Annotated in this window: 17 protein-coding genes and 1 tRNA gene; 9 read left to right on the top strand and 9 right to left on the bottom strand. The window is 67.8% G+C overall.

The features are described 5' to 3' along the window. The 4 genes from ACQCVD_RS02620 to thrE all read right to left on the bottom strand — a co-directional run bounded on the left by ACQCVD_RS02620 (position 1) and on the right by thrE (position 4,225). A complete protein-coding gene (locus ACQCVD_RS02620) occupies positions 1–519 on the bottom strand; it encodes a hypothetical protein (protein ID WP_426822144.1) in 519 nt (172 codons plus the stop codon). After that, positions 516–1,994 carry an alpha,alpha-trehalose-phosphate synthase (UDP-forming) gene (locus ACQCVD_RS02615; protein WP_426822143.1) on the bottom strand — a complete coding sequence of 493 codons (1,479 nt, stop codon included), beginning with the start codon at positions 1,992–1,994 and terminating at the stop codon, positions 516–518. Before ACQCVD_RS02615 ends, ACQCVD_RS02620 begins: the two co-directional genes overlap by 4 nt. A gap of 5 nt (positions 1,995–1,999) precedes the next feature. Beyond that, entirely contained in the window at positions 2,000–2,344 is a 345-nt protein-coding gene (locus ACQCVD_RS02610; protein ID WP_426822142.1) for a hypothetical protein, read from the bottom strand. A gap of 78 nt (positions 2,345–2,422) precedes the next feature. Then, a complete protein-coding gene (gene thrE, locus ACQCVD_RS02605) occupies positions 2,423–4,225 on the bottom strand; it encodes a threonine/serine exporter ThrE (protein ID WP_426822141.1) in 1,803 nt (600 codons plus the stop codon). A gap of 357 nt (positions 4,226–4,582) precedes the next feature. Between thrE and ACQCVD_RS02600 the strand changes: the two genes are divergently transcribed. Then, positions 4,583–4,655, top strand: a tRNA-Thr gene (locus ACQCVD_RS02600). 365 nt (positions 4,656–5,020) lie between these two features. After that, complete coding sequence (locus ACQCVD_RS02595; protein ID WP_426822140.1) at positions 5,021–5,983, top strand: diaminopimelate dehydrogenase; 963 nt, start codon at positions 5,021–5,023, stop codon at positions 5,981–5,983. A 121-nt stretch (positions 5,984–6,104) separates the two neighbouring features. Here the strand turns inward: ACQCVD_RS02595 and ACQCVD_RS02590 are convergent, their stop codons facing one another. Continuing rightward, positions 6,105–7,457: an MFS transporter gene (locus tag ACQCVD_RS02590; RefSeq protein ID WP_426822384.1), complete on the bottom strand. Its 1,353-nt coding sequence runs from the start codon at positions 7,455–7,457 to the stop codon at positions 6,105–6,107. A gap of 272 nt (positions 7,458–7,729) precedes the next feature. On the opposite strand from ACQCVD_RS02590, the gene ACQCVD_RS02585 reads away from it, so the two are divergent. The 3 genes from ACQCVD_RS02585 to ACQCVD_RS02575 all read left to right on the top strand — a co-directional run bounded on the left by ACQCVD_RS02585 (position 7,730) and on the right by ACQCVD_RS02575 (position 11,416). Further along, a complete protein-coding gene (locus ACQCVD_RS02585; RefSeq protein WP_426822139.1) occupies positions 7,730–9,469 on the top strand; it encodes a pyruvate dehydrogenase in 1,740 nt (579 codons plus the stop codon). Positions 9,470–9,533: 64 nt separating this feature from the next. Next, complete coding sequence (locus tag ACQCVD_RS02580; RefSeq protein ID WP_426822383.1) at positions 9,534–10,322, top strand: MerR family transcriptional regulator; 789 nt, start codon at positions 9,534–9,536, stop codon at positions 10,320–10,322. Positions 10,323–10,342: 20 nt separating this feature from the next. Further along, positions 10,343–11,416 (top strand): alanine racemase, encoded by a 1,074-nt coding sequence (locus ACQCVD_RS02575; protein ID WP_426822138.1) that lies wholly within the window; start codon positions 10,343–10,345, stop codon positions 11,414–11,416. A 61-nt stretch (positions 11,417–11,477) separates the two neighbouring features. Here ACQCVD_RS02575 and ACQCVD_RS02570 read toward each other — a convergent pair whose 3' ends face one another. Together ACQCVD_RS02570 and ACQCVD_RS02565 are read right to left on the bottom strand one after the other, a co-directional pair. Further along, entirely contained in the window at positions 11,478–12,749 is a 1,272-nt protein-coding gene (locus ACQCVD_RS02570; protein WP_426822137.1) for an RluA family pseudouridine synthase, read from the bottom strand. A gap of 153 nt (positions 12,750–12,902) precedes the next feature. Further along, entirely contained in the window at positions 12,903–14,666 is a 1,764-nt protein-coding gene (locus tag ACQCVD_RS02565) for a DUF222 domain-containing protein (protein ID WP_426822136.1), read from the bottom strand. Positions 14,667–15,059: 393 nt separating this feature from the next. Between ACQCVD_RS02565 and ACQCVD_RS02560 the strand changes: the two genes are divergently transcribed. After that, positions 15,060–15,770, top strand: a complete 711-nt coding sequence (locus tag ACQCVD_RS02560; RefSeq protein ID WP_426822135.1) for a response regulator transcription factor — start codon at positions 15,060–15,062, stop codon at positions 15,768–15,770. 99 nt (positions 15,771–15,869) lie between these two features. Beyond that, a complete protein-coding gene (locus ACQCVD_RS02555) occupies positions 15,870–17,405 on the top strand; it encodes a sensor histidine kinase (protein WP_426822134.1) in 1,536 nt (511 codons plus the stop codon). 9 nt (positions 17,406–17,414) lie between these two features. Here ACQCVD_RS02555 and ACQCVD_RS02550 read toward each other — a convergent pair whose 3' ends face one another. After that, complete coding sequence (locus ACQCVD_RS02550) at positions 17,415–18,044, bottom strand: esterase/lipase family protein (RefSeq protein ID WP_426822133.1); 630 nt, start codon at positions 18,042–18,044, stop codon at positions 17,415–17,417. A 14-nt stretch (positions 18,045–18,058) separates the two neighbouring features. After that, on the bottom strand, positions 18,059–18,484 hold the full coding sequence (locus ACQCVD_RS02545) for an HIT family protein (protein WP_426822132.1): 426 nt from the start codon (positions 18,482–18,484) through the stop codon (positions 18,059–18,061). Positions 18,485–18,591: 107 nt separating this feature from the next. Between ACQCVD_RS02545 and purD the strand changes: the two genes are divergently transcribed. Both purD and ACQCVD_RS02535 read left to right on the top strand, forming a co-directional pair. Further along, positions 18,592–19,869 (top strand): phosphoribosylamine--glycine ligase, encoded by a 1,278-nt coding sequence (gene purD / locus ACQCVD_RS02540; RefSeq protein WP_426822131.1) that lies wholly within the window; start codon positions 18,592–18,594, stop codon positions 19,867–19,869. Positions 19,870–20,010: 141 nt separating this feature from the next. Continuing rightward, positions 20,011–21,120 carry a pyridoxal phosphate-dependent aminotransferase gene (locus ACQCVD_RS02535; RefSeq protein WP_426822381.1) on the top strand — a complete coding sequence of 370 codons (1,110 nt, stop codon included), beginning with the start codon at positions 20,011–20,013 and terminating at the stop codon, positions 21,118–21,120. The last annotated feature ends 662 nt before the right edge of the window (positions 21,121–21,782 follow it).

Genomic DNA, 21,782 nt, shown 5'->3' with positions numbered 1-21,782 from the left:
CTAGTCCTCCGGCTGCTCCGGCACCCGGTCAGAGGACAGGTGGATCGCCGGAGGGTCGATCTCGTCCGAGACCTGGGTCAGCGCCAACTCATAGTCGGAGAGCCGGGCGATCTCGAATTCTCCGGTCAGGAGCCCGGAGATCCGCTCGTGGGTGAACATCGCCTGCCCGACACAGCCATCGGCGGGAACCTCGATCTCGGTGCGGTCGAAGCTCACCCGGTCGGCGTCCCGCGCGGCGGAAACCTCACCGTCCGCGGTGAAGGTGACCTGCCCCTGGATCGGGGCGCAACCGGTGGAACCGGCCACGGAGTGTTCGCCGAAGATCAGCGACGCCCGGCCCGCCACCAGATCCGGCAGGGTACTGGGGGTTCCCGGTTCCAGGTAGAGTTCGGTGATCTGCCAGCTGGTGCCCGTGATCTGTGACTGGGGATCCGGCCCGCCGCACGCGGTCAGGATCGGGGCGGCGGCGGTCACGGCGAGCAGGGCGCCGCCCACCCGCCCCAGGGTCCGTGGGCTCACCGCGGGGACTCCCCGGCGGTCTCCTGTCCGGAGAAGGAGGCGGTGGAGGACTCGAAGCTGCTGGCCCACAGGTGGACGTCGTGCTCCCGGACTTGGTCGTGCATGGCGAGCATCCGTTCCCGGGCGGAGTCGGGGTAGTGCTCCAGGGCATCGACCGCGGTGACCACGGCGCGCTTGATGGATTCCAGGTCGTGCGGGTTGCACAGGTAGGCCTGCTCCAACTCGACGGCGGCGCCGGCGAACTCGCTGAGCACGAGCGAACCGGAGCCGTCGCCGTGCAGCGCCACGTACTCCTTGGCCACCAGGTTCATGCCGTCCTTGAAGGCGGTGACCAGCATGACGTCGGCGGCGGCGTAGAGGGTGCGCAACTCGTTCTTGGGGATCGAGCGGTGCAGATAGTGCACCACCGGCCGGCCCATCTGGGCGAAACGTCCGTTGATCCGGCCCACGGCCTCCTCGACCTGGGAACGGGCCACCCGGTACTGCTCGATGCGCTCCCGCGACGGTGTGGCCACCTGCATGAGCACCACCTTGGCCGGATCCAGCGCTCCGGACTCCAGCAGTTCCTCGAAGGTCAGCAGCCGCTGCAGAATGCCCTTGGTGTAGTCCAGGCGGTCCACGCCGAGCAGCACCGTCTCCGGGTTGCCGAGGACACCGCGCAGCTGCGCGACGTCCTCGTCCGCCGGGGGCTGCATGGCGTTCAGGTCGATGGAGATCGGGAACGCGGCCACGCCGACCTTCCGGCCGTCCGCCGTGGTCACGGTCGCACCGATCTCCCGTATCTTCGCCTCCCCCTCGACCAGCAGTTCATCCGGCTGGCCGGTGTGCGAACCGGTCTCGCCACTGACCTGGCGCGTCAGCTCCAGGAAGTTGGACACGTAGCTGGGCAGGTGGAAACCGAGGACATCAGCACCGAGCAGCCCGCGCACGATCTCCTCGCGCCATGGCAGCTGCCGGTACAGGTCCGCACCGGGGAAGGGGATGTGCAGGAAGAACCCGATCTTCAGGTCCGGGCGCAGCTGGCGGAGAATGCCCGGCAGCAGCTGCAGCTGGTAGTCCTGCACCCACACGGTCGCGCCCTCGGCGGCGACCTCGGCGACCTCGTCCGCGAACTTGAGGTTGACCTCGCGGTAGACCTCCCACCAGTCGCTGTCATAGGTCGGCTGGACGATCAGGTCATGGTAGAGCGGCCACAGCGTGGCATTGGAGAACCCCTCGTAGAAGCCCTCAAAATCAGCCTGGGTCAGTTTGACCGGGTGGAGCAGCACCCCCTCTGAGGTGCGGAAGGAGGCCGGGGCGATGTCAGAGACACCGGGCCAACCCACCCAGCAGCCCTGGTGCTCCTGGAGCACCGGCCACAGCGCGGCCACCAGGCCGCCGGGCGAGGGGGTCCACTCCTCCGTGCCGTCCGGTCGGGTGGTCAGGTCCACGGGCAGTCGGTTGGCGACTACCACGAAGTTGTTCGTGCCGCTCACAGGCCTCAGCTCTTCTTGGTGGTCTTCTTTGCCGGCGCCTTCTTGGCGGTGGTCTTCTTGGTCGTCTTCTTCGTGGTCTTTTTCGCGGTGGTCTTCTTGGTGGTCTTCTTCGTCGACTTCCGCGTGCGCTTGGTCGCCTTCTTCGGCTCCGCCGTGTCCTCGTGCTCGGCGGCGACCTTCTTGTAGACCAGCCCCTCCGGCTCCACGCCGAGCATGCACATCAGCGTCACGCCGTCCATGAAATCCTTGGCGTAGGTGGCGACGATGCGGCGGGCGTCGGCGGCCGTCTGTTCCTCCACGGCATGCAGGGCCTCGGGCGACGGACGGTTTTCGGTGACCTTGGGCGGCAAGGATCCTCCTGGAATCTCAACGAATCTCTACGGGTGCAACAGGCTACTCACAACAGAGTCTGGGCACTCCATCTTACGCTATCGGCCCGGATCAGCGTCCGGTGACTGCGGACCTCCGGTTGTGGAGCCCTCCCCGGACGGGTAGGGGGCCGCCGGGAAATCCTCCGCATCCGCGCCGGCCGCTCCCGGCCCAGCTGTCTCCGGGTTGTCCGTCCGGGCGGTCCGGCCCGCCGGAACGGACTCGAAGGAGGGGTAGAACTCCGCCGGGGGATAGCCGCTGCTGGAACGGAAGCTGTCCCCGGAGCGGTAGTCGGTCTCCGGCACCGGGCCGACACCGTCGGCCGGGGTGTAGTTGTCCACGGCGGCCGAGGTGCTCACCCCGCCCAGCGTGCCCGGTTGCAGGGACCTGGCCCGCCGCGAGCGTCGCCGCGTCTGGGCGGCGGCCCGCGCCAGGCGCTGGAAGGAGACTCGGCCCGCGGCGCGGAAGGCCCGGTAGGGGTTGAACCGGCGCGGACGGCGGATGCGTCGGGCGATCCACTCACCGAGCACCACGCCGGCGGCCAGTGCACAGGCGGTGGCCAGCGCCACCGCCATGTTCGTGAAACCGACCAGCATCTGCTCGTTCAGGGCGGCGTACATACTGCGGTAGACCGAGAGGCCGGGCAGCATCGGGGTGATGCCCGCGATACCGGTGATCAGCGGCGGAATCAGGAAACGACGGGCCAGCAGGCCACCGGCCAGGCCGATCACCCCCGCGGCCAGCGCCGCGGAGAACACCGCGCCCACCCCGAACGGGAGGAACACCAGGTGGTAGAAGAACGCCCCCGCCAGCCCGGTGACCCCGGAGAGCCAGACCGACGACCACTCGGCGTAACACGCGATGGCGAAGCCCGCCGAAGCCACCCCGCCGCAGATCACCTGTGCGGCGACGGTCTGCGCATTCGGGGCGGCCAGGGTCGACATCGGCGGCAGGGAGATGCCGAGCGCCCCCGAGACCTGGATGCCGATGGCGACGCCCGCGACGATTGCCCCCGTGTACAGCAGGGTCTGGAAGAACCTGGCGCTGGCGGTGACCGGGGCGCCGGTGATCCCGTCCTGCAGGGACTGCACCAGGGTCAACCCCGCGAGCAGCACGATGATGCCGGAGGCGATGATCTGGCTGGGGGAGATGGCCACCCCCTGCTGGGCCGCCACCTCAAAGCTGACGGCGGCCGGGATGGTGGCGATGAAACCACCGAAGACGTTCTGGAAGAACATCGGCAGCCGGTAGCGTGAGAGCACCGCGTTGACCCCCATGATCAGCACGGAGGTCAGGAACGAGGTGAGACCGACCAGCCAGCCACCGCCGAGCATGATGGAAATGGCGCCACCCATGATCCCCCAACCGAGGATCGAGGTGGCGAGCCCGTAGGACGCCGGCGTGGAGGCCACCTGATCGAGGATCTTCTCCGCGACCTCCGGCGGGGTGGCACCGGCCTGGATCGAACGGATCAGACGGTCGACCTCGCTGAGCCTGGAGAAATCGGTGGTCATGTTGCGCACCACCCGGAACACGTTGACCGGGGTGCGTCGTTGCTCTCCGATCGCCGTGTGCAGCGTGATGGTGTTCAACGTGATGTCCACGTGCGTGTAGTGCAGACCATAGGCGGAGGTCACCGCGTGGATCTGTGTCTTTGTGTCACTGTTGGACGTGCCGGAGGACAACAGGATCTCACCGATCCGGGCAGCCAACTCCAGCGCCGCGGTCACCTGCGCGGGATCGGTCAGATCGACCGGGGCCAGTGGGGAGGGCGGGGGAGCGGCCTTGGCGGCATCGACCGTGGACAGGCGGCCGTGCCCCCGGACGATCTTCGCTCCGAGACGGCTGAGGAACGTGGTCACTTCGACGGGCTTTCTGGACGAAGGTGGATATCGGCATGAGGTGGTGGCGTGGGCACCAAGGGGAAACCGCTGGCGGTTCCGTCGCTCGCGCGACACGGGGCCCTGACGAAAACCCGGCCGGAACAGCAACGACGGGAGGGTACTTTAATGCTCCCGGCCGGTGTTCGCAGCCGGCGGTGGTGGGCGGGTGTGCCGCCCCCGCTTATCGACGCCGTGCGCTGCGGGTTCGCCGCTTCCCCGGGCAGGGGAGGGGTGACGGGGAAACGCCGCGGCTGCCGCCTGGCCGCAGGTGGTTTGACGGATCATTCACGTACTCGGGTAACATCTTGCAACGGTACCCGACTATCCCGGGACCGTGCTGGAGTGGCGCAATTGGTAGCGCAACGGTCTTGTAAACCGTAGGTTGCGAGTTCAAGTCTCGTCTCCAGCTCCGTATCCCCGGTTCCCGGAACCGGGGATTTTTCTGTTCCCGGGACTGTCGTGGATCCGAGTGAGGGGGTGCGAGGTGCCGGCCACTGGCGGGGGGCTCCGCCGGCGTGCTGGGCGGCCACCCCCGAACAGCACCCCTGCCGGGAAAACCTGCGCCCACCCGCCTTTACCTGTCGCGTGACCAAAAAAGGGTAGTCACCGGGCACGTTTCCGGACGGGAATCCCCTCCACCCGGAGCGCCCGGGAGGGGCGGTATCTGCAGCCGGGACACCTGTTCGCTGCTTCCACTCCCGGAGCGGGAACGGGGATGGGTAATCTCGGGCTAGGCAACCAGAGCTCAGTTCAACGAAGTAGGAGCAACCACTCATGAGCAATATCCGCGCCGCCATCGTCGGCTACGGCAACCTCGGCAAGTCCGTGGAGAAGCTGATCGGCCTGCAGCCCGACATCGACCTGGTGGGCATCTTCTCCCGCCGCTCCGAGCTGGACACCGACACCCCGGTTTTCCCGGTCGATGAGATCGGTGACTACGCCGACCGTGTGGACGTGCTCTACCTCTGCCTGGGCAGCGCCACCGACATCCCGGAGCTGGCCCCGCAGTACGCGAAGTTCGCCAACACCGTGGACACCTACGACAACCACCGTGACGTCCCCCGCCACCGCCAGGTCATGGACGAGGCCGCGAAGGAGGCCGGCACCGTGGCGCTGGTCTCCACCGGCTGGGATCCGGGCATGTTCTCCCTGAACCGCACCCTGGCCGAGGCCGTGCTGCCGAATGCGCAGCAGCACAGCTTCTGGGGCCCGGGTCTGTCGCAGGGCCACTCCGACGCGGTGCGCCGCGTCGACGGCGTCAAGAAGGGCGTGCAGTACACCCTGCCCTCCGAGGACGCCCTGGATCAGGCACGCAAGGGTGAGGCCGGTGACCTCAGCGGCAAGCAGGCCCACGTCCGGCAGTGCTGGATCGTCGCGGACGAGGCCGACCACGAGCGCATCGAGAACGACATCCGCACCATGCCGGACTACTTCGTCGGCTACGAGACCGAGGTCCACTTCATCGACGAGGAGACCTTCGACCGGGAGCACGCCGGTATGCCGCACGGCGGCCACGTGGTCACCACCGGCGACACCGGCGGCTTCCACCACACCATCGAGTACATCCTGAAGCTGGACCGCAACCCGGACTTCACCGCCGCCGTCCAGGTCGCCTACGGCCGCGCCGCGCACCGGCTGAAGGAGGCCGGCCAGACCGGTGCCTTCACCGTGCTGGAGGTCGCCCCCTACCTGATCTCGCCCACCCCGCTGGACGAGCTGATCGCGCGGGACGTCTAAACGCCCATTACTCTCCGCGGAGAATCACACCGGCACCCCGGCCAACCCTGATGGCCGGGGGGCCGCCGTCATTCCCCGCGACCGGGAGAAATCCGGACCGCCGGGGCCCACCGCACCGGGGTCACCTGGTCACGGCCCCGTTCCCCGCGGCGTCGACAAGCAACGCCTGCGGGCCCGTCGGCCTGCGCACGCCGAGCAGGAGGAGCGCGCCGACGAGCAGCACCACACCGATGCCGATGATGCCGGCGCGGTCATCGCCGAACTGGGCGACGAACCAGCCGAAGACCAGCGGGGTCAGCCAGCTGACGGAACGTCCCGTCGTGGCGTAGAGACCGAACATCTGGCCGTCGCGGCCCGCGGGCGCCAGCCGGCTGAGATAGGAGCGGGAGGCGGACTGGGCGGGACCGACGAACACACAGAGCATCAGGCCGAAGATCCAGAACATGGCGGGCCCCTCGACGAAGAAGAGCACGGCCGCGGCCACGATCATCAGGCTGAGGGAGGCCAGGATCACCGGCTTCGGTCCGGTGCGGTCATCCAGCCAGCCGCCGAGCACGGCGCCGATCGCGCTGACCACGTTGGCGGCCACGCCGAAGAGCAGCACGTCGGCGGGGGAGAGCCCGTAGACGGACACCGCCAGGATTGCACCGAAGGTGAACACCCCCGCCAGGCCGTCGCGGAAGACCGCGGAGGAGACCAGGAAGTACACCGCGTGGCGGTCGGCCCGCCAGAGCTCGCCCAGGTCGCGGAAGAGCTTGCGGTAGGACGCGAAGAAGCCGAGCTGTCTCTCACCCGTCGGGGTGATCTCCGGGACGCGGAAGAGCACCGGCAGGGCGAAGACGAAGAACCACGCTGCGGCGAACATCGCCACCAGCCGGATGTTCAGTCCGCCTTCCGCGGGAATGCCCAGCAGGCCGCGGTTGTCACCGGCACCGGCGACGAACCCGAAATAACAGACCAGCAGCAGGACGATGCCGCCGACATAGCCCATCGACCAGCCGAAACCGGAGACCTTGCCCACATTGTCCCGCGTGGAGATCTGCTTGAGCATGGCGAAGTAGTTGACCTCGGCGAACTCGAAGGTCACCGAGGCGATCGCCAGGACCGCGATGCCGAACCAGAAGTAGGCGGCGTCGTCGTCGCGGATGAACACCAGCACCGCCATCAGCACCACGGTGGTCATGGTCCAGACACCGACGGACCGGCGCCGGGTGCCGCGGATGTCCGAACGCTGCCCCATGACCGGGGCGAGCACCGCCACGCACACGCCCGCCGCTCCCATCGCCCAGCCGTACCACTGCGCGGGCGATCCGGCGAACGTCATTCCCAGGACCTGCACCGTCCCCTCGATGTTCTGCCCCACGGAATCAGTGAGGTAGACGGAGAAGATGAAGGTGATCAGCACCGCGTTGAGCGCCGCGGAACCCCAGTCCCACAGCCCCCAGGAGAACACCGTGCCGCGGTCGGTGCGCATCGCCTGATCGGGAGGGGACGCCGGGTCCCCGGCGGCACCGGGGCGGGAGATCGGAGCAGTCATGCCGTTGACCTTAAGACACCCGTGCCGCGCTGTCCGGGGAACCGTTCCGCCCGGCTCACCGACGCCGCACCCCACCGGGGGCGCAGGGACCGCGGCGTCGGCACGCGACCCGGGCTGTCGGGGACTGTGGCGGGATCCGCCGGACACGAGGACAATCGAGGTGGCAGTCATATTGTGCTCCGAGAACCCCCTACCGAGGAGAAATCATCATGGCCCAGAATTTTGCGGAACAGCTCGTTGCGACCCTGGAACGGCAGGGGGTGAAGCGGATTTACGGCCTGGTGGGTGACAGCCTGAACCCGGTCGTGGACGCGGTGCGCCGCTCCGAGATCGAGTGGGTGCACGTGCACAACGAGGAGGCCGCAGCCTTCGCCGCCGGCGCCGAATCGCTTGTCACCGGCCAGCTGGCGGTGTGCGCGGCGTCCTGTGGACCCGGCAACACCCACCTGATTCAGGGACTCTATGATGCGCACCGCAATGGCGCGAAGGTGCTCGCCATCGCCAGCCACATCCCCTCCCTGCAGATCGGCTCACAGTTCTTCCAGGAGACGCACCCGGAGATCCTGTTCAAGGAGGCCTCCGGCTACTGCGAGATGGTCAACTCCGCCCAGCAGGGTGACCGCGTGATCCACCACGCCATCCAGTCCACCATGGCCGGCAACGGCGTCTCCGTGGCGGTGATCCCGGGTGACATCGCCCAGGAGGAGGCCTCCGACGGGAAGTTCGTGAACTCGACGATCTCGACGGGCAAGCAGATCGTCTTCCCGGATGCGGCGGAGGCCGCCGCTCTGGTCCAGGCGATCAACGACGCCGAGACCGTCACCCTCTTCTGCGGCGTCGGGGTGCAGAACGCCCGGGAGGAGGTCCTGGCCCTCGCGGAGAAGATCAAGTCCCCGATCGGGCACGCGCTGGGCGGCAAGCAGTACATCCAGCACGACAACCCCTTCGACGTCGGCATGTCCGGCCTGCTCGGCTACGGCGCCTGCCATGACGCGACCCTGGACGCGGACCTGCTGATCCTGCTGGGCACCGACTTCCCCTACACCGACTTCCTGCCGAGCGAGAACGTGGCACAGGTGGACATCAACGGTGCCCACATCGGCCGACGCACCACCATCAGCCACCCCGTCACGGGCGATGTCGCCGCCACGATCCAGAACATCCTGCCGCACGTGGCGGAGAAGAAGGACCGCTCCTTCCTGGACAAGATGCTGCGCGAGCACGAGCGCAAGCTGTCCGGGGTGGTGGACGTGTACACCAAGAACGTGGAGAAGCACACGCCGATCCACCCGGAGTTCGCCGCGGACATCCTGGATGACCTGGCCGATGAGGACGCCGTGTTCACGATGGACACCGGCATGTGCAACGTCTGGCACGCCCGCTACATCAACAACATCTCCGGCAAGCGGGACTTCATCGGCTCGTTCCGGCACGGCAGCATGGCCAACGCCCTGCCCCATGCCCTCGGCGCGCAGGCCGCGGACCGGGACCGGCAGGTCGTCGCCATGTGCGGTGACGGCGGCCTGAGCATGCTGCTGGGCGAGCTGCTCACCGCCAAGCTGCACGAGCTGCCGGTGAAGATGGTGGTGTTCAACAACAGCTCCCTGGGCATGGTCAAGCTGGAGATGCTGGTGGAGGGCATCCCGGAGTTCCAGACGGACCACGATGAGGTGGACTTCTCCGAGATCGCCCGCGGCGCCGGCATCAAGACGGTGCGCATCACTGACCCGAAACGGCTGCGCAAGGACCTGCAGAAGGCGCTGAACGAATCCGGCCCGGTGCTCATCGACATCGTCACCGACCCGAACGCCCTGTCCATTCCCCCGAGCATCACCTGGGACCAGCTGATGGGATTCTCCACCGCGGCCGCCCGCACCGTCTTCGGCGGCGGCGTGGGCAAGATGCTGGACATGGCCCGGTCCAACCTGCGCAATATCCCGAAGCCCTAATTACCCGGAAGCTATTGACCTTGACGCTGCGTCATGGCTCAGACTCAGCACTGTGATCGAGCAGATGAACCACCGCCGCACCGAACCCGACCGCACGATCGGGGAGGCCGCCGAACTACTCGGCGTGACCACCCGGACGCTGCGGCACTGGGACCAGATCGGGCTGCTGCAACCCGGCTACCGGACCTGGGGCGATTACCGCCTCTACACCGGTGCCGACGTCGAACGCGCCCTGCAGATCCTGGTGTACCGCTCGGCCGGGGTGCCGCTGAAGGAGATCGCGGAGCTGCTGGCTGCCCCGGCCGCAGCCGGCGAGCACCTGCGGCGGCAGCGGGAGCTGCTGGTGGACAAGATCGGTCATCTGCACCGGATGGTCCGGGCAGTGGATGAGTTGCTTGCACAGGAGGACGAGATGAGCGACGAGATGAGCATGGCGGAAAAGGTCGAGCTGTTCGGCCAGGACCTGCCCGGCTACCAGGAAGAGGCAGAGCAGCGCTGGGGCGACACCCCGGAGTGGGAGCAGTCCCAGAAGATCCAGCAGAAGATGACCAGGGAAGACTGGGTCGCGGTCAAGGAGGAGATGGACGCCTTCAACGCGGCACTCGCTGACGCCCAGTCCCGCGGCGTGGCCGCCGGCAGCGAGGAGGGGGACCAGCTCGCCCTGCGCCACCGCGCGCAGATCGGCCAGTGGTATCCGGTCACCCCCGCAAAACAGGTGCTGCTGGCCCGGATGTACGTGGCCGATGAGCGGTTCAACGAAACCTACCGGGGCCGCGCCGACTACCTGCTCCGGCTGGTGGAGGCCAAGGCGGAAAAGGACGGGGTGGACCTGACGAACGTCGAATGGGAGTAGCGGCATCTACGCTGGCTGGCATGACTCTCATCCCCGCAGACGTGGAGACCCCGGCAGTAGTGATCGACCGTGGACGCCTGGAACGCAACATCGCCGCGATGGCGGAGTTCGCGGGCACCCACGGTCTTTCGCTGCGTCCCCACGCCAAGACCCACAAGATCACCGAGATCGCCCGGCTACAGTTGGCGGCCGGGGTCACGGGCCTCACCGTGGCCACCATCGGCGAGGCGGAGGTCTTCGCAGAAGCCGGGGTAAATGACATCTTCATCGCCTACCCGCTGTGGCTGACCGACCGCAAGACCGCCCGGTTGCGGGCAGTGGCCGAGCGCGCCCGCGTGACCATCGGCGTGGACTCAGCGGCGGGCGCGATGAACCTGTCCCGACGGGGACTGGACGACGTCGGGGTGCTGGTGGAGCTGGACTCCGGGCACCACCGCTCCGGCACCACCGTGGACCAGCTCCCCGTCATCACCCGTGCCGTGCGGGAGGCCGGCCTCAAGGTACGGGGAGTGTTCACCTTCCCGGGCCACAGCTACGCCCCCGACGGATCACGGGGCGCAGCCGGAGATGAACGGAGCACGCTTGCCGACGCCGCGCAGATCCTCGCCGACCTCGGGGTAACGGACCCTGTGCTCTCCGGTGGTTCCACGCCCTCGGCCCTGTTGACCGGCAGCCACGGCGCCACCGAAATCCGTCCCGGCGTCTACGTGTTCAACGACGCCCAGCAACTGGAACTCGGCCGCTGCGACTGGACGGACATCGCCCTCCACATCGCCGCCACCGTGGTCAGCCGCCGCGCCGGGGTGGTGGTACTGGACTCCGGTTCCAAGATCGTCGGTTCCGACCGCCCCGCGTGGGCCAGTGGGTTCGCCCGCATCGCCGGTGTTCCCGACGCCCGGGTCAGTGCCCTGTCCGAACACCACGCCACCGTGGAATGGCCCGATCCGGTACCGCTGCCGGACCTCGGTGAGCAGCTCGCCGTGATTCCCAACCACGTCTGCCCCGTGCTCAATCTCGTTGATGAGGTACTGGTCACCGAGGACGGTGCCGTGACCGACGCCTGGCAGGTAGCCGCCCGGGGCCGCAACGTGTGACAGCTCCTGGGGGACTGGCCGGGGTTGTTACCTTGCCGGGGTTGTCACCTGGCCCGGCCTGTTACCTGCGGCGGCGGGGCCGGCGTGGCCGCTGCGACTCAACGTTCCGGCGGTCGCCGCCACGAGGACTGTTGCCGCCTCGGGCATCACGGGCGGGATGCCCGTTGTGCGGGGTGCTTCCCCGGGAGGCGCGGCTGCTTGAGTCGCCACTGCCTGAGTTGCGGTCGCGGCGGGCGTTGCCGGGGGTTGTCGCCTTCGGCCGAGCGGGGCGGGCGCCGCGGGGCTTTCTGCCGTTGAGCTGGTTGTCCTTGCTCTGATTCTGGTTCTTGTTCCGGCCCCTGCTCTTGTCCCCGTCCGGGTTTCTGTCCCTGCTGCCACCGGTTTTCAACCGGTGCAGCACCCGGTCCCAGGCCGGTGGCATCGGGGCCGTCACCTTCAGAGTGTCGCCCTCGGGCAGGGGGATGCGCAGCTCGCTGGCGTGCAGGAACATCTGCGGCGCACCGAGACGCTGCAGCTGCTGGTTGAACCTCTCGTCACCGTACTTCGGGTCGCCGGCGATCGGATGACCGCTGTACTGGGCGTGCACCCTGATCTGGTGTTTTCTTCCGGTCACCAACTGCGCCTGGACCAGCGTGGCATCCTCGCCAATGCGGCGGCGGACCGAAAACCGGGTCAGCGAGTCCTGGCCATCGGGTCCCACCCTGACTCCGGTGTCGGTGCGTTGGAGGGCGGCGTCCACGTGGCGGAGACGGTCGGGCCAGGATCCGTGGACCAATGCCAGGTAGCGGCGGTCCAGAGAGCCCTCCTCACGCAACAGCTGTTGCAGGTGGCGCAGTATCGAGGGGGTCTTCGCGACGATCAGCAGCCCGGAGGTGTCCCGGTCGAGCCGGTGCACCAGTTCCAGATCAGGCAACTCGGGACGTAACTGGCGTAGTGCTTCGATCACCCCGCCGGAGACCCCGGTTCCGACGTGGACGGCGACATCGGCCGGCTTGTTGATGATCAGCAGTCGTTCGTCCTCATGAACCACCGACTGGTCGATGCGTTGCAGAAGAGACCTGGAAAGTGTCGGCGGGGGCAGATCCGCCTGCACCTGCATGGGTGGCAACCGGAGAACATCACCCGCCTCAAGACGGTAGTTGGGCTGGGCGCGTCGATCGTTGACACGTACCTTGCCCTTGCGCAGCAGCCGGAAAAGCAGCGACGCGGGAACGCCCTTGAGTTCGGCGCGGAGGTACTTGTCGAGGCGCCGTCCCTCGTGCTCGCCGGAGACCTCGATCTCGCGGGCGAGCGCCGGCTGGTGATCCCGCGGAGGCTGGTGGTCATTATTCATCGGGAGAAGACCATACCAGTAGAAAATATGCTGGTGAGAGTCCCTCAGATGCATCCGCAGACACTGTGGCACCCGAACCGTTCAGTGCCAGGGCGCATGCCGGTACCCCGTCGGGTGGGCAGCCGCGATTGCGAGACACCTGACGGGGCGGGGTCATCCTGTCCCGTTGAGTGGGAACAGCGGTGGTTGTTCGGGTGGTTGTCGCGAATGGTCCTGCATGGGGCGCCGAGGTCTGCTGGTACCGAACTCGTGGCTGAGGTGCGGGGGCGGTGGCCCGGGCGGCATCTCATCGAAGGAGAGCACCGGTGTTGGCGGTGAAGACGGCCCGGAAGGAGTTGGCTCGCCCATGCCGGTAGCCCTAACCGCGTTGAACGGCTCCCCCGTACTCGGTGGCTCTCCCGTACCGGGTTTCTTTCCGGAGGCGGTAGGTGCCCTCTTGTCAGGCCAGGGTTGGTTGCGGACTTTCGCACCGCCGGAGTGTTCCTGACGTTCGGTGTTGTTCACCCGGACCGCCGGATCCGGGTTCCCAGGCCTGCCCGGTGGCCGCTTTCCCACTCGTTGGGTGACCGGATCGCGTTCAGCGTGACCCCGGAACTGGCGGCCGTCACGTTCGTCACGGTTGTCGCCGTGGTGGGGTCTGCAGAGGGCCGCCAGATTCCAGATGTCGGTTTCCCCCTTCTGCTGCCAGGACTTGATGTGGTGGATCTCGCACTCACAGAACGGGGCGGTGCAATCAGGATCGGTGCACACCAGCTGGGTAGCCAGCAGGGCGATGCGTTGTTCAACGGTGGCCAGGCGTTCAGTCCGGCCCACATTGAGCGGGTTGCCGGTCTCGGAGTCGTGGACCACCACGTAGTTGTACTTCGTGGCACCTAGCCGGAGAATCTCGCCGGGAGTGAGCATCGCGCTGGTGTTGGTGGGGTAGCGGTGGTCCACATCGGATTCGGTCATCTCGTCAATGTCCTTGGCGGACATGCTGACCACCACCGTGGCTACCCCGGTGCGGGCCAGGGTCTTCGCGCTGTGGTTCTTCAGGATGGCGCCCAGGGCGTCGTGCCGGCGTTGGGTGATGCTGCGGGTGTCCTGCACCGACGGGTCGTCGACAAGATGCCCGGCGGTGCGCGCCGGGGCCAAGGCCGCCTCCATCAGGGCGAGGACGTCGCCGGTGAGATAACCGGAGAGGGTGGCCCCGCCGTCAGCGTCTTGGCGGCCCAGTGTCAGTTTCCGGTTCTTGAAGGCGGCGTGGGGATCATGGTTGTTCCGGTTGGCCCGGATGACCCGGTTGCGTATCCACTCCCGTAGATCGTCGGCCAACCGCTGATGGGCCTCCGTGATGGCCAGCCCAAACAGTTCATGCCGGAGGTGAGCGGCCTGGTTGTTGAGTTTGTCCAGCTCGCGGTTGACGATGCCGAGCTTCTCCGGACCGATGCGCTTTTTCCTCGCCTGCTCACGCGCCCGGGCGCGGATCTCCTCGTCGCGGCGGATCCGCTCGGCCTCCAGCCGACGGCGTTCCTCGGCTGCACGGTGGCGCTCTTCCTCCGCTCGTCGGCGCTCCTCTTCGCTGGTGTCGTCCGCCTCGGGTTCCGGTTCTGGTTCCGGCTCAGGCTCCGGAGGTCTGATTCGCCCGTGGTAATGATGGCCGAGCTTGAGGCGTGACTGCGCCTCGGGGAAGGAGAGTCCCAGCTCCTTCATCAGATAATCGACGGTACGGGAGGAGCCGACGCGATCCCCCGCGTTGGCCTTGTCCGCGGCGTAGGCTATGGCGGCGTCGATGTCCGCCTTCAGGTTGCAGGCCTGCTCGAGAGAACGGATGGCGGCGGCGTTGGCGGTGAAGAGTCCGGCTGTGGGCTCCGCGAAGGTGTCCGCGATCGCGGACAGATGATGCTCGATCGCAGCAACGTGCTCCCCGATGTCCATGATCCGGACGACCCCCTCTGACCTATTCCCCCTGGTGCTCCCTACTTTAACTCACTTTTTCGAACGTGTGTACTAATTCCAGGTGAACGCTCAATCACGGTTCGGTCACATCACACACCAGTGGCCCCGCCTGCCCCGGAGCCTGCCCCGGGCGCTCTACGCGTACCTGACAGGCAACTTTCAGGATCCGCCCAGCCCCGGGGCAGCGCGGTGAGGTTTACTCGTGTTGAGAAGTTTGGGTGCCACTGCGGGCGGCGTCCACCGGGAACAGGATTCGGCATCAGCGACCGGTCGCTCAGCGTAGGACCACCAGGGCAGGCTCCCGGCACCGCCGGGCCAGCGACGGGGACCCCGGACACAATGGAATCAAGCTGGAGAAGGAAGTGGCAGAGCATGGACGAGATGACTGACAAGGGCGTGAAGGTGCTGGTGGTCGACGATGAACCCAATATCGTCGAGCTGCTGACCGTGAGCCTCAAGTTCCAGGGTTTTGAGGTGCGCACCGCACAGTCCGGTGCCGAGGCGATGCAGATCGCCCGGGAATTCCGGCCGGACGCCTTCATCCTCGACGTGATGATGCCCGGCATGGACGGGTTCGAGCTGCTCAGCAAGCTGCGCGCCGACGGTCTGGACGGGCCGGTCCTCTATCTCACCGCCAAGGACGCCGTGGAACACCGCATCCACGGGTTGACGATCGGGGCCGATGACTACGTGACCAAGCCGTTCTCCCTGGAGGAGGTCATCACCCGCCTGCGGGTGATTCTGCGCCGTGGGCAGCCCCGGGAGGACTTCGAGGATGACGCCACCATCACCTATGCGGACCTGACCCTGAACGACGAGACCCACGAGGTGACCAAGGCCGGGGAGATCGTGGAGCTGTCGCCCACCGAGTTCAATCTGCTGCGTTACCTGATGCTCAACGCCGAGGTGGTGCTCTCCAAGGCCAAGATCCTGGACAACGTGTGGCACTACGACTTCGGCGGCGACGGCAATGTGGTGGAGTCCTACATTTCCTACCTGCGCCGCAAGATCGATGTCGGTGACAACCCGCTGATCCAGACGGTCCGCGGCGTCGGCTACGTGCTGCGCACCCCGCGCGGCTGAGCCCGGCGGCCGGAGGTGGCACCCGAAGCCCGGGCGCAGTACGTCGCCGCACCTCACCTGCCGCCCTTGACACTGATGTAACTCGACCGGAAAGCTGCGATGCCTGACAACACCCAGCCAAACCCTTATGCAGGTCATTCCCTGCCCGGGGGAACGGGAACACCCGTAGGCCCCACGGTTTCGGATCCGCCGCCCGGTTCTGAGGCCCCGGCGGGGCAGGAGGCGGCCGGGAGCACCCGGGCCACCCGGGGGAACACCCGCCGCCGCTTCTCTGTCAGCCGGACCATCCCGCTGCGCACCTGGTTGGTCGTGTTGATCATCTCCATCTCCGGGCTGGGGCTGGGCGCCAGCAGCATCGCAGTGTCCACCATCATGAGCGAGGTGGTCTACTCCCGCATCGACGATGACCTCCACAGCGCGGTGGACGGCTGGGCGAGCAGCGCGGAACTCTTCCGCGGCGAGCAGCGCGGGACCCGTCCGCCGACCGAATTCGTGGTGCTGAAGTTCCATCCCGACGGCAGCGCGGTCATCTACAATGACCGCGGCACGATCCCTGACGTCTCCTCGTTGAAGGTCGGTGATTCCCCGCAGACGGTCCGCTCCACCGATGAGTCCGGGCATGACGCCCGCTGGCGTGCGCTGGCGACCACGGAGGGCGGCAGCATCACCGTGGTGGCCAAGGACCTGGACCGGGAGGACCAGCTGCTGCGCGGACTGAACCTGTCCCTGTTGACCATCAGCCTGCTGGTGCTGGCGGTCATGGCGGCGTTGGGCTACTACCTGATCCGGCGTGCCCTACGGCCGCTGCGGGAGGTCGAACAGACGGCCCGGGGGATCGCCGCCGGCGACCTGGACCGCCGTGTGCCGCAGTGGCCGACGCAGACGGAGGTCGGCCAGCTCGCCTATGCCCTGAACATCATGCTGGAGCAGCTCCAGGTCTCGATCGAGACGGCGCAGAACAAGGAGGAGCAGATGCGCCGCTTCGTCGGCGACGCCTCCCACGAGCTGCGGACCCCGCTGACCTCGGTGCGAGGCTACACCGAGCTCTACCGTTCCGGGGCGACCCAGGACGTGGACCGGGTGTTGACCAAGATCGACGATGAGTCCCGGCGCATGAGTGTGCTGGTCGAGGACCTGCTGGCGCTGACCCGGGCGGAGGGGGCGAAGCTTGAGAAGCGGGCCGTCGACCTGCTGGAACTGGGGTTGAACGTCGCCGGCTCCGCGCGGGCGGCCTACCCGGGTCGCGAGGTGCGCGTGGTCAACGACACATCCTCGATTCCGGTGGTCCACGGTGACCCGGGAAAGCTGCACCAGGTGCTGCTCAACCTCGTCATCAACGGCCTGGTGCACGGTGGCCCGGTGACAGTGGTGACCCTGCGGTTCACCATTGACGACGACGCGGTGGTCACCGAGGTCCGCGATGACGGCCGCGGCATGGAACCGGACGTGGCCAACCACATCTTCGATCGCTTCTACCGGGAGGACTCCTCCCGCTCGCGGGTCTCCGGCGGATCCGGACTGGGCCTGGCCATCGTGAAATCACTGATCGACCAGCACGGCGGCACCATCTCCGTGCGCAGCCAGGCCGGGGAGGGGACGTCCTTCTTCATCCGTCTGCCCCGCTACCCGGACTAACCGTGCGGGTCAGGGCCGCCAGTCCAGGGCTTCGAGGATCGGTGCCGACTGCTGGGGCAGGTGTTCATGGGCCACCCCGCGCAACATCCGCACCTCACCGAGGGAGGCGGTCGCGGGCGGGATGATGCGGTCGGCGTCGGAAACCAGTGACACCACGCGCGTGCGGTACGGTGCGGTGGCTTCCAGTGGGGCAGTGAGCAGCAGTTGCCGGTAGGCCGGGCCACCGACTAACCCGAGAGCGCCGCGGATGATCCGACCACGCCGGCCGGGTGCGAGCGGCACTCCGCGCCACGCGGCGCCGACGCCGACCAGGGTGCGTACCCGGCCGGGGAAGTGGTGGGCCAGCCGCAGTCCCAGCAGCCCGCCCAGCGAGTGCCCGACGATGTCGAAGGCGGAGTCCGCTGCGGGCAGTTCCCGGGCCAGTAGCCCGCTCAGCTCCGCCAGGGATGCGGTGAGGTCACCGGTGCCGCGGTTGCCGTAGGCGGGCGCGAGCACCGGGACGCCGGCGCCGGCCAGTTCCCGGATCGCCTCCCCGAAATTGCCGGGCGAGGCCAGCACACCATGGAGGAAGAGCACCGGGGTCTGGGGCGCGGCGTCGTGAAGCGGCGGTAATTCCGGCAGGGTGCCGCGGGAGGGCACCCAGGTCAGCCAGCTCAGACCGGGTGGCCGTTCTCGTCCGTCTCGAGAAAGTTCCGCAGCTGTTCGGCGGCGCCGTCCATCTTCGCCGGATCGGTGGAATCGGCGGGCATCGCGGTGGCGAGGTTGTACCCGGACATGTCATTGGCCGGGAAGACGTGGATGTGGGTGTGGGGAACCTCGAACCCGGCGATCAGGTAGGCGGCCCGCTCGGAGCCGAAGACCGAGATGACCGCCCGCCCGATGTTCTGGGCGACCTCATTGAGCTGGTGCCAGGTCTTGGGGTCCAGGTCGGTCCACTTGTCCACCTCCTCAACCGGCACGATCAGCACGTGACCGTAGGCCACGGGCTCGATGGACAGGAACGCCACGACCCGCTCATCGCGGTAAACGAAGCGGCCGGGAAGCTCACCGTTGATGATTTTCGTGAACACGCTACTCATGTCTCAAAGGCTACATCGAGCCCCCGCCATGGGGTTTCCGAAAAGGGGTGGGGCAATCGCTTCCGGGGGTGGCAGCGGTGACAGCGGCGGCAGCTACTATGAACCCCATGCGCATCCTCGTAATCGGTTCCGGTGCCCGTGAACACGCCCTGCTGCTCGCTCTGCAGCAGGATCCCGCGGCCACCGAACTCCACGTCGCCCCCGGCAACGCAGGCATGGCCGGAGTTGCCACCGTCCACCACGATTTCGGTTCCGTCGCTGACCCGGCGGCCGTGACTGAACTGGCGCAAGGCATCAACGCCGATCTCGTGGTCATCGGTCCGGAGATCCCGCTGGTCGCGGGTGTGGCCGATGATCTCCGCGCCGCCGGCATCGCCGTATTCGGCCCCTCGCAGGCGGCCGCCCGCATCGAAGGTTCCAAGGCATTCGCCAAGGACGTGATGGCGTCCGCCGGTGTGCGGACCGCCCAGGCCGAGGCCCTCAACCCGGGTGCCGCCGAGGAGGAGATCGAGGGCGTCCTCGACTGCTTCGGTCCCACCTGGGTGGTCAAGGACGACGGTCTGGCCGCCGGCAAGGGCGTGGTGGTCACCACCGACCGGGCCACCGCCCGCGAACACGTCGACGCCGTGCTGGCCGCCGGTAACCCGGTGCTGCTGGAGAGCTTCCTCGACGGCCCGGAGATCTCCCTGTTCTGTCTGGTGGACGGTGAGACGGTGGTGCCGCTGCTTCCCGCCCAGGACCACAAGCGCGCCTATGACAACGACGAGGGGCCGAACACCGGTGGCATGGGGGCCTACACCCCGCTGCCGTGGCTGCCCGCCGAGGCGGCGGACCGCATCGTCACCGAGGTCTGCCAGCCTGTGGCCACCGAGATGGTCCGGCGCGGCACCCCGTACTCCGGACTGCTCTATGCGGGAGTGGCCTGGGGTGCGGAAGGTCCGGCCGTCATCGAGTTCAACGCGCGTTTCGGGGACCCGGAGACACAGGCCGTGCTCGCGCTCCTCAAGACCCCGCTGGCCGGCCTGCTCAACGCCGTGGCCACCGGAACCCTGGCCGAGCAGCCGGCGCTGGAGTGGGAGGAGGGCTACGCCCTGACCGTGGTGCTCGCCGCCGAGGGCTACCCGGCCGCTCCGCGCAAGGGGGATGTCATCACCGGCGCCGATCGGGGCGGTGCCGCGGTGCTGCACGCCGGCACCGCCCGCAACGGGCAGGGCGAGCTGGTCTCCGCCGGGGGTCGGGTGCTCAGCATCGTCGGTAAGGGCGTGAGCCTGGCCGACGCCCGCGAGAACGCCTACGACACCCTCTCGCACATCTCCCTGCCCGGCTCGCACCACCGGGACGACATCGCCCTACCGGCGATGCGCGGGGAGATTTCCCTCGGCTAGTTTCTCCACCCGGCTGTGCCACCGGTGAGTTTCCCGCCGCCGGGCACGGGTGGTGCCGGCACCGGTTGACTGCTGCCTTAAGCTGGGGCCATGAGCGCCGAGTTACTGAGCAACCGAAGCCAGGTGGAACCCTTCCGCGTCATGCGCATGCTGGACCTGGTCCAGCGTCGCCGCCGGGAGGGGAAGGAGACGATCATGCTGTGTGCGGGGCAGCCGGTGACCGGCGCCCCGGACGTGGTGCTGGAGGAGGCGGAGATCGCGCTGCGCTCCAGCCCGCTCGGTTACACGGAGGTGCTCGGGGACCGGGAGCTGCGTGAACGCATCGCCGACTGGCATTCCGCCCGGTATGAGGTGGAGACCACCGCGGACAACGTCATCGTGACCACCGGTTCCTCCGGGGCTTTCGTGGCGGCGTTCCTGGCGGTGCTGGACCACGGTGACACGGTAGCGCTCTCCTCGCCGGGGTATCCCGCCTACCGCAACATCCTGGGGGCTCTCGGGGCGAATATCGTGGACCTGGTCTGCGATGACACCACCCGGTTCCAGCCCACCGCGCAGATGCTGGAGGAGCTGCCGGACAAGCCCAAGGCGGTCATCGTCACCAGTCCCGGCAACCCCACCGGCACCATCATCGACCCGGAGGAGCTGGAGCGGATCGCGAAGTGGTGCGATGACAACGGCGCCGTGCTGATCTCGGATGAGGACTATCACGGCATGTCCTTCAGCCGACCCACGGCCACCGCCCGGGCCTACTCGGACAACGCGGTCACGATCGGCACCCTGTCGAAGTACTTCTCCATGACCGGCTGGCGGGTCGGCTGGATGATTGTCCCGGACCACCTGGTCGATCCGGTGGAGAACCTCCAGGCCTCCCTGACCCTCAGTGCCCCGGCGATCTCCCAGGTGGCCGGGCGGGCGGCCTTCACCCTGGAGGCGGAGGCCGAATTGGATCAGCACGTCGCCGCCTACGAGGAGGCCCGCGCGGTGCTGGTCGAGGAGCTGCCGAGGATCGGGCTGGGCACCTTCGCCGAGCCCGACGGCGGCCTGTACATGTGGGTGCACGTGGGTGAGCACACGCAGAACTCCGAGGCCTGGGCACTGGAGCTGGTCGAGGAGATCGGGGTCGCGGTGGCCCCGGGCGTGGACTTCGACCCCCACCACGGCCATGAGTGGGTGCGTTTCTCGCTCTGCGCCACCGCAGCGGACACCCGGGAGGCATGCCGTCGCCTCGGGGAGTACCTCAAGGGCTGAACTGGTCCTCCCGACCTGGCACGGCTGCTCTGAAAACAGGGTGACCGTGCTCTTTTGCTGTCACGAGCGATTCGGTCCGGAGCGGACACGTTACCCCGGTCCGCACGTCTTTCGTGGCGGCGATGCATCTGCTCGGGAAACGGTGGAACGCCATCATTGTCCGGGTCATCGGCCCACCACGCCTGCGCTACCCGAAACTGAAGGAGCAGGGGGACGATATCTCCGACGTGGTGCTCGCCGCCCTCACCACCTGGCCGGAACGCTGGAAAGTCGGTGACTGCACCGGTGAGACGTTGCCAGGGAGCTCCCTGACGGCCATCGAACCGCTGGGACGGAGGCGCCGCCCAAGGTCTGGGCCGTCCTCGACGGGAACGGTGCCCCCGCACGTGACGACGCCGCCCCCTCGCCCGACTCCGGCGCGGTCCGGGGGAACTAGGAGAAGCACTGGGACGTACGCCAGGCACCACCACCGTCAACGGCAGCTACAGCACCCGAGGGAAGACCGGGGCACTGCTGGAGCTGATCGCGACCGGCTGCGGAAACAGCACGATGTCGCCATCGCGGGTCGCCGTGGCGGCCCGCGATGGCGGGCTTCACCAATACGCTGAACCGCGAGGAGATCGGCCCGGAGGTTGAAGCGAAGCTGCGGGCCGTGGAAACCG

This window comes from Corynebacterium halotolerans (assembly GCF_050107895.1).
Taxonomy (GTDB): Bacteria; Actinomycetota; Actinomycetes; order Mycobacteriales; family Mycobacteriaceae; genus Corynebacterium; species Corynebacterium halotolerans_B.
The sequence above is the reverse complement of the archived record's forward strand: the minus strand, read 5'-3'. Positions and strand labels throughout refer to the sequence as shown.

Coding starts and splice junctions, on each gene's coding strand:
- ACQCVD_RS02595 (WP_426822140.1), top strand. CDS start 5,021: ATGAGCAATATCCGCGCCGCCATCGTCGGCTACGGCAACCTCGGCAAG.
- ACQCVD_RS02590 (WP_426822384.1), bottom strand. CDS start 7,457: ATGCGCACCGACCGCGGCACGGTGTTCTCCTGGGGGCTGTGGGACTGG.
- ACQCVD_RS02585 (WP_426822139.1), top strand. CDS start 7,730: ATGGCCCAGAATTTTGCGGAACAGCTCGTTGCGACCCTGGAACGGCAG.
- ACQCVD_RS02580 (WP_426822383.1), top strand. CDS start 9,534: ATGAACCACCGCCGCACCGAACCCGACCGCACGATCGGGGAGGCCGCC.
- ACQCVD_RS02575 (WP_426822138.1), top strand. CDS start 10,343: ATGACTCTCATCCCCGCAGACGTGGAGACCCCGGCAGTAGTGATCGAC.
- ACQCVD_RS02570 (WP_426822137.1), bottom strand. CDS start 12,749: ATGAATAATGACCACCAGCCTCCGCGGGATCACCAGCCGGCGCTCGCC.
- ACQCVD_RS02565 (WP_426822136.1), bottom strand. CDS start 14,666: ATGGACATCGGGGAGCACGTTGCTGCGATCGAGCATCATCTGTCCGCG.
- ACQCVD_RS02560 (WP_426822135.1), top strand. CDS start 15,060: ATGGACGAGATGACTGACAAGGGCGTGAAGGTGCTGGTGGTCGACGAT.
- ACQCVD_RS02555 (WP_426822134.1), top strand. CDS start 15,870: ATGCCTGACAACACCCAGCCAAACCCTTATGCAGGTCATTCCCTGCCC.
- ACQCVD_RS02545 (WP_426822132.1), bottom strand. CDS start 18,484: ATGAGTAGCGTGTTCACGAAAATCATCAACGGTGAGCTTCCCGGCCGC.
- purD (WP_426822131.1), top strand. CDS start 18,592: ATGCGCATCCTCGTAATCGGTTCCGGTGCCCGTGAACACGCCCTGCTG.
- ACQCVD_RS02535 (WP_426822381.1), top strand. CDS start 20,011: ATGCGCATGCTGGACCTGGTCCAGCGTCGCCGCCGGGAGGGGAAGGAG.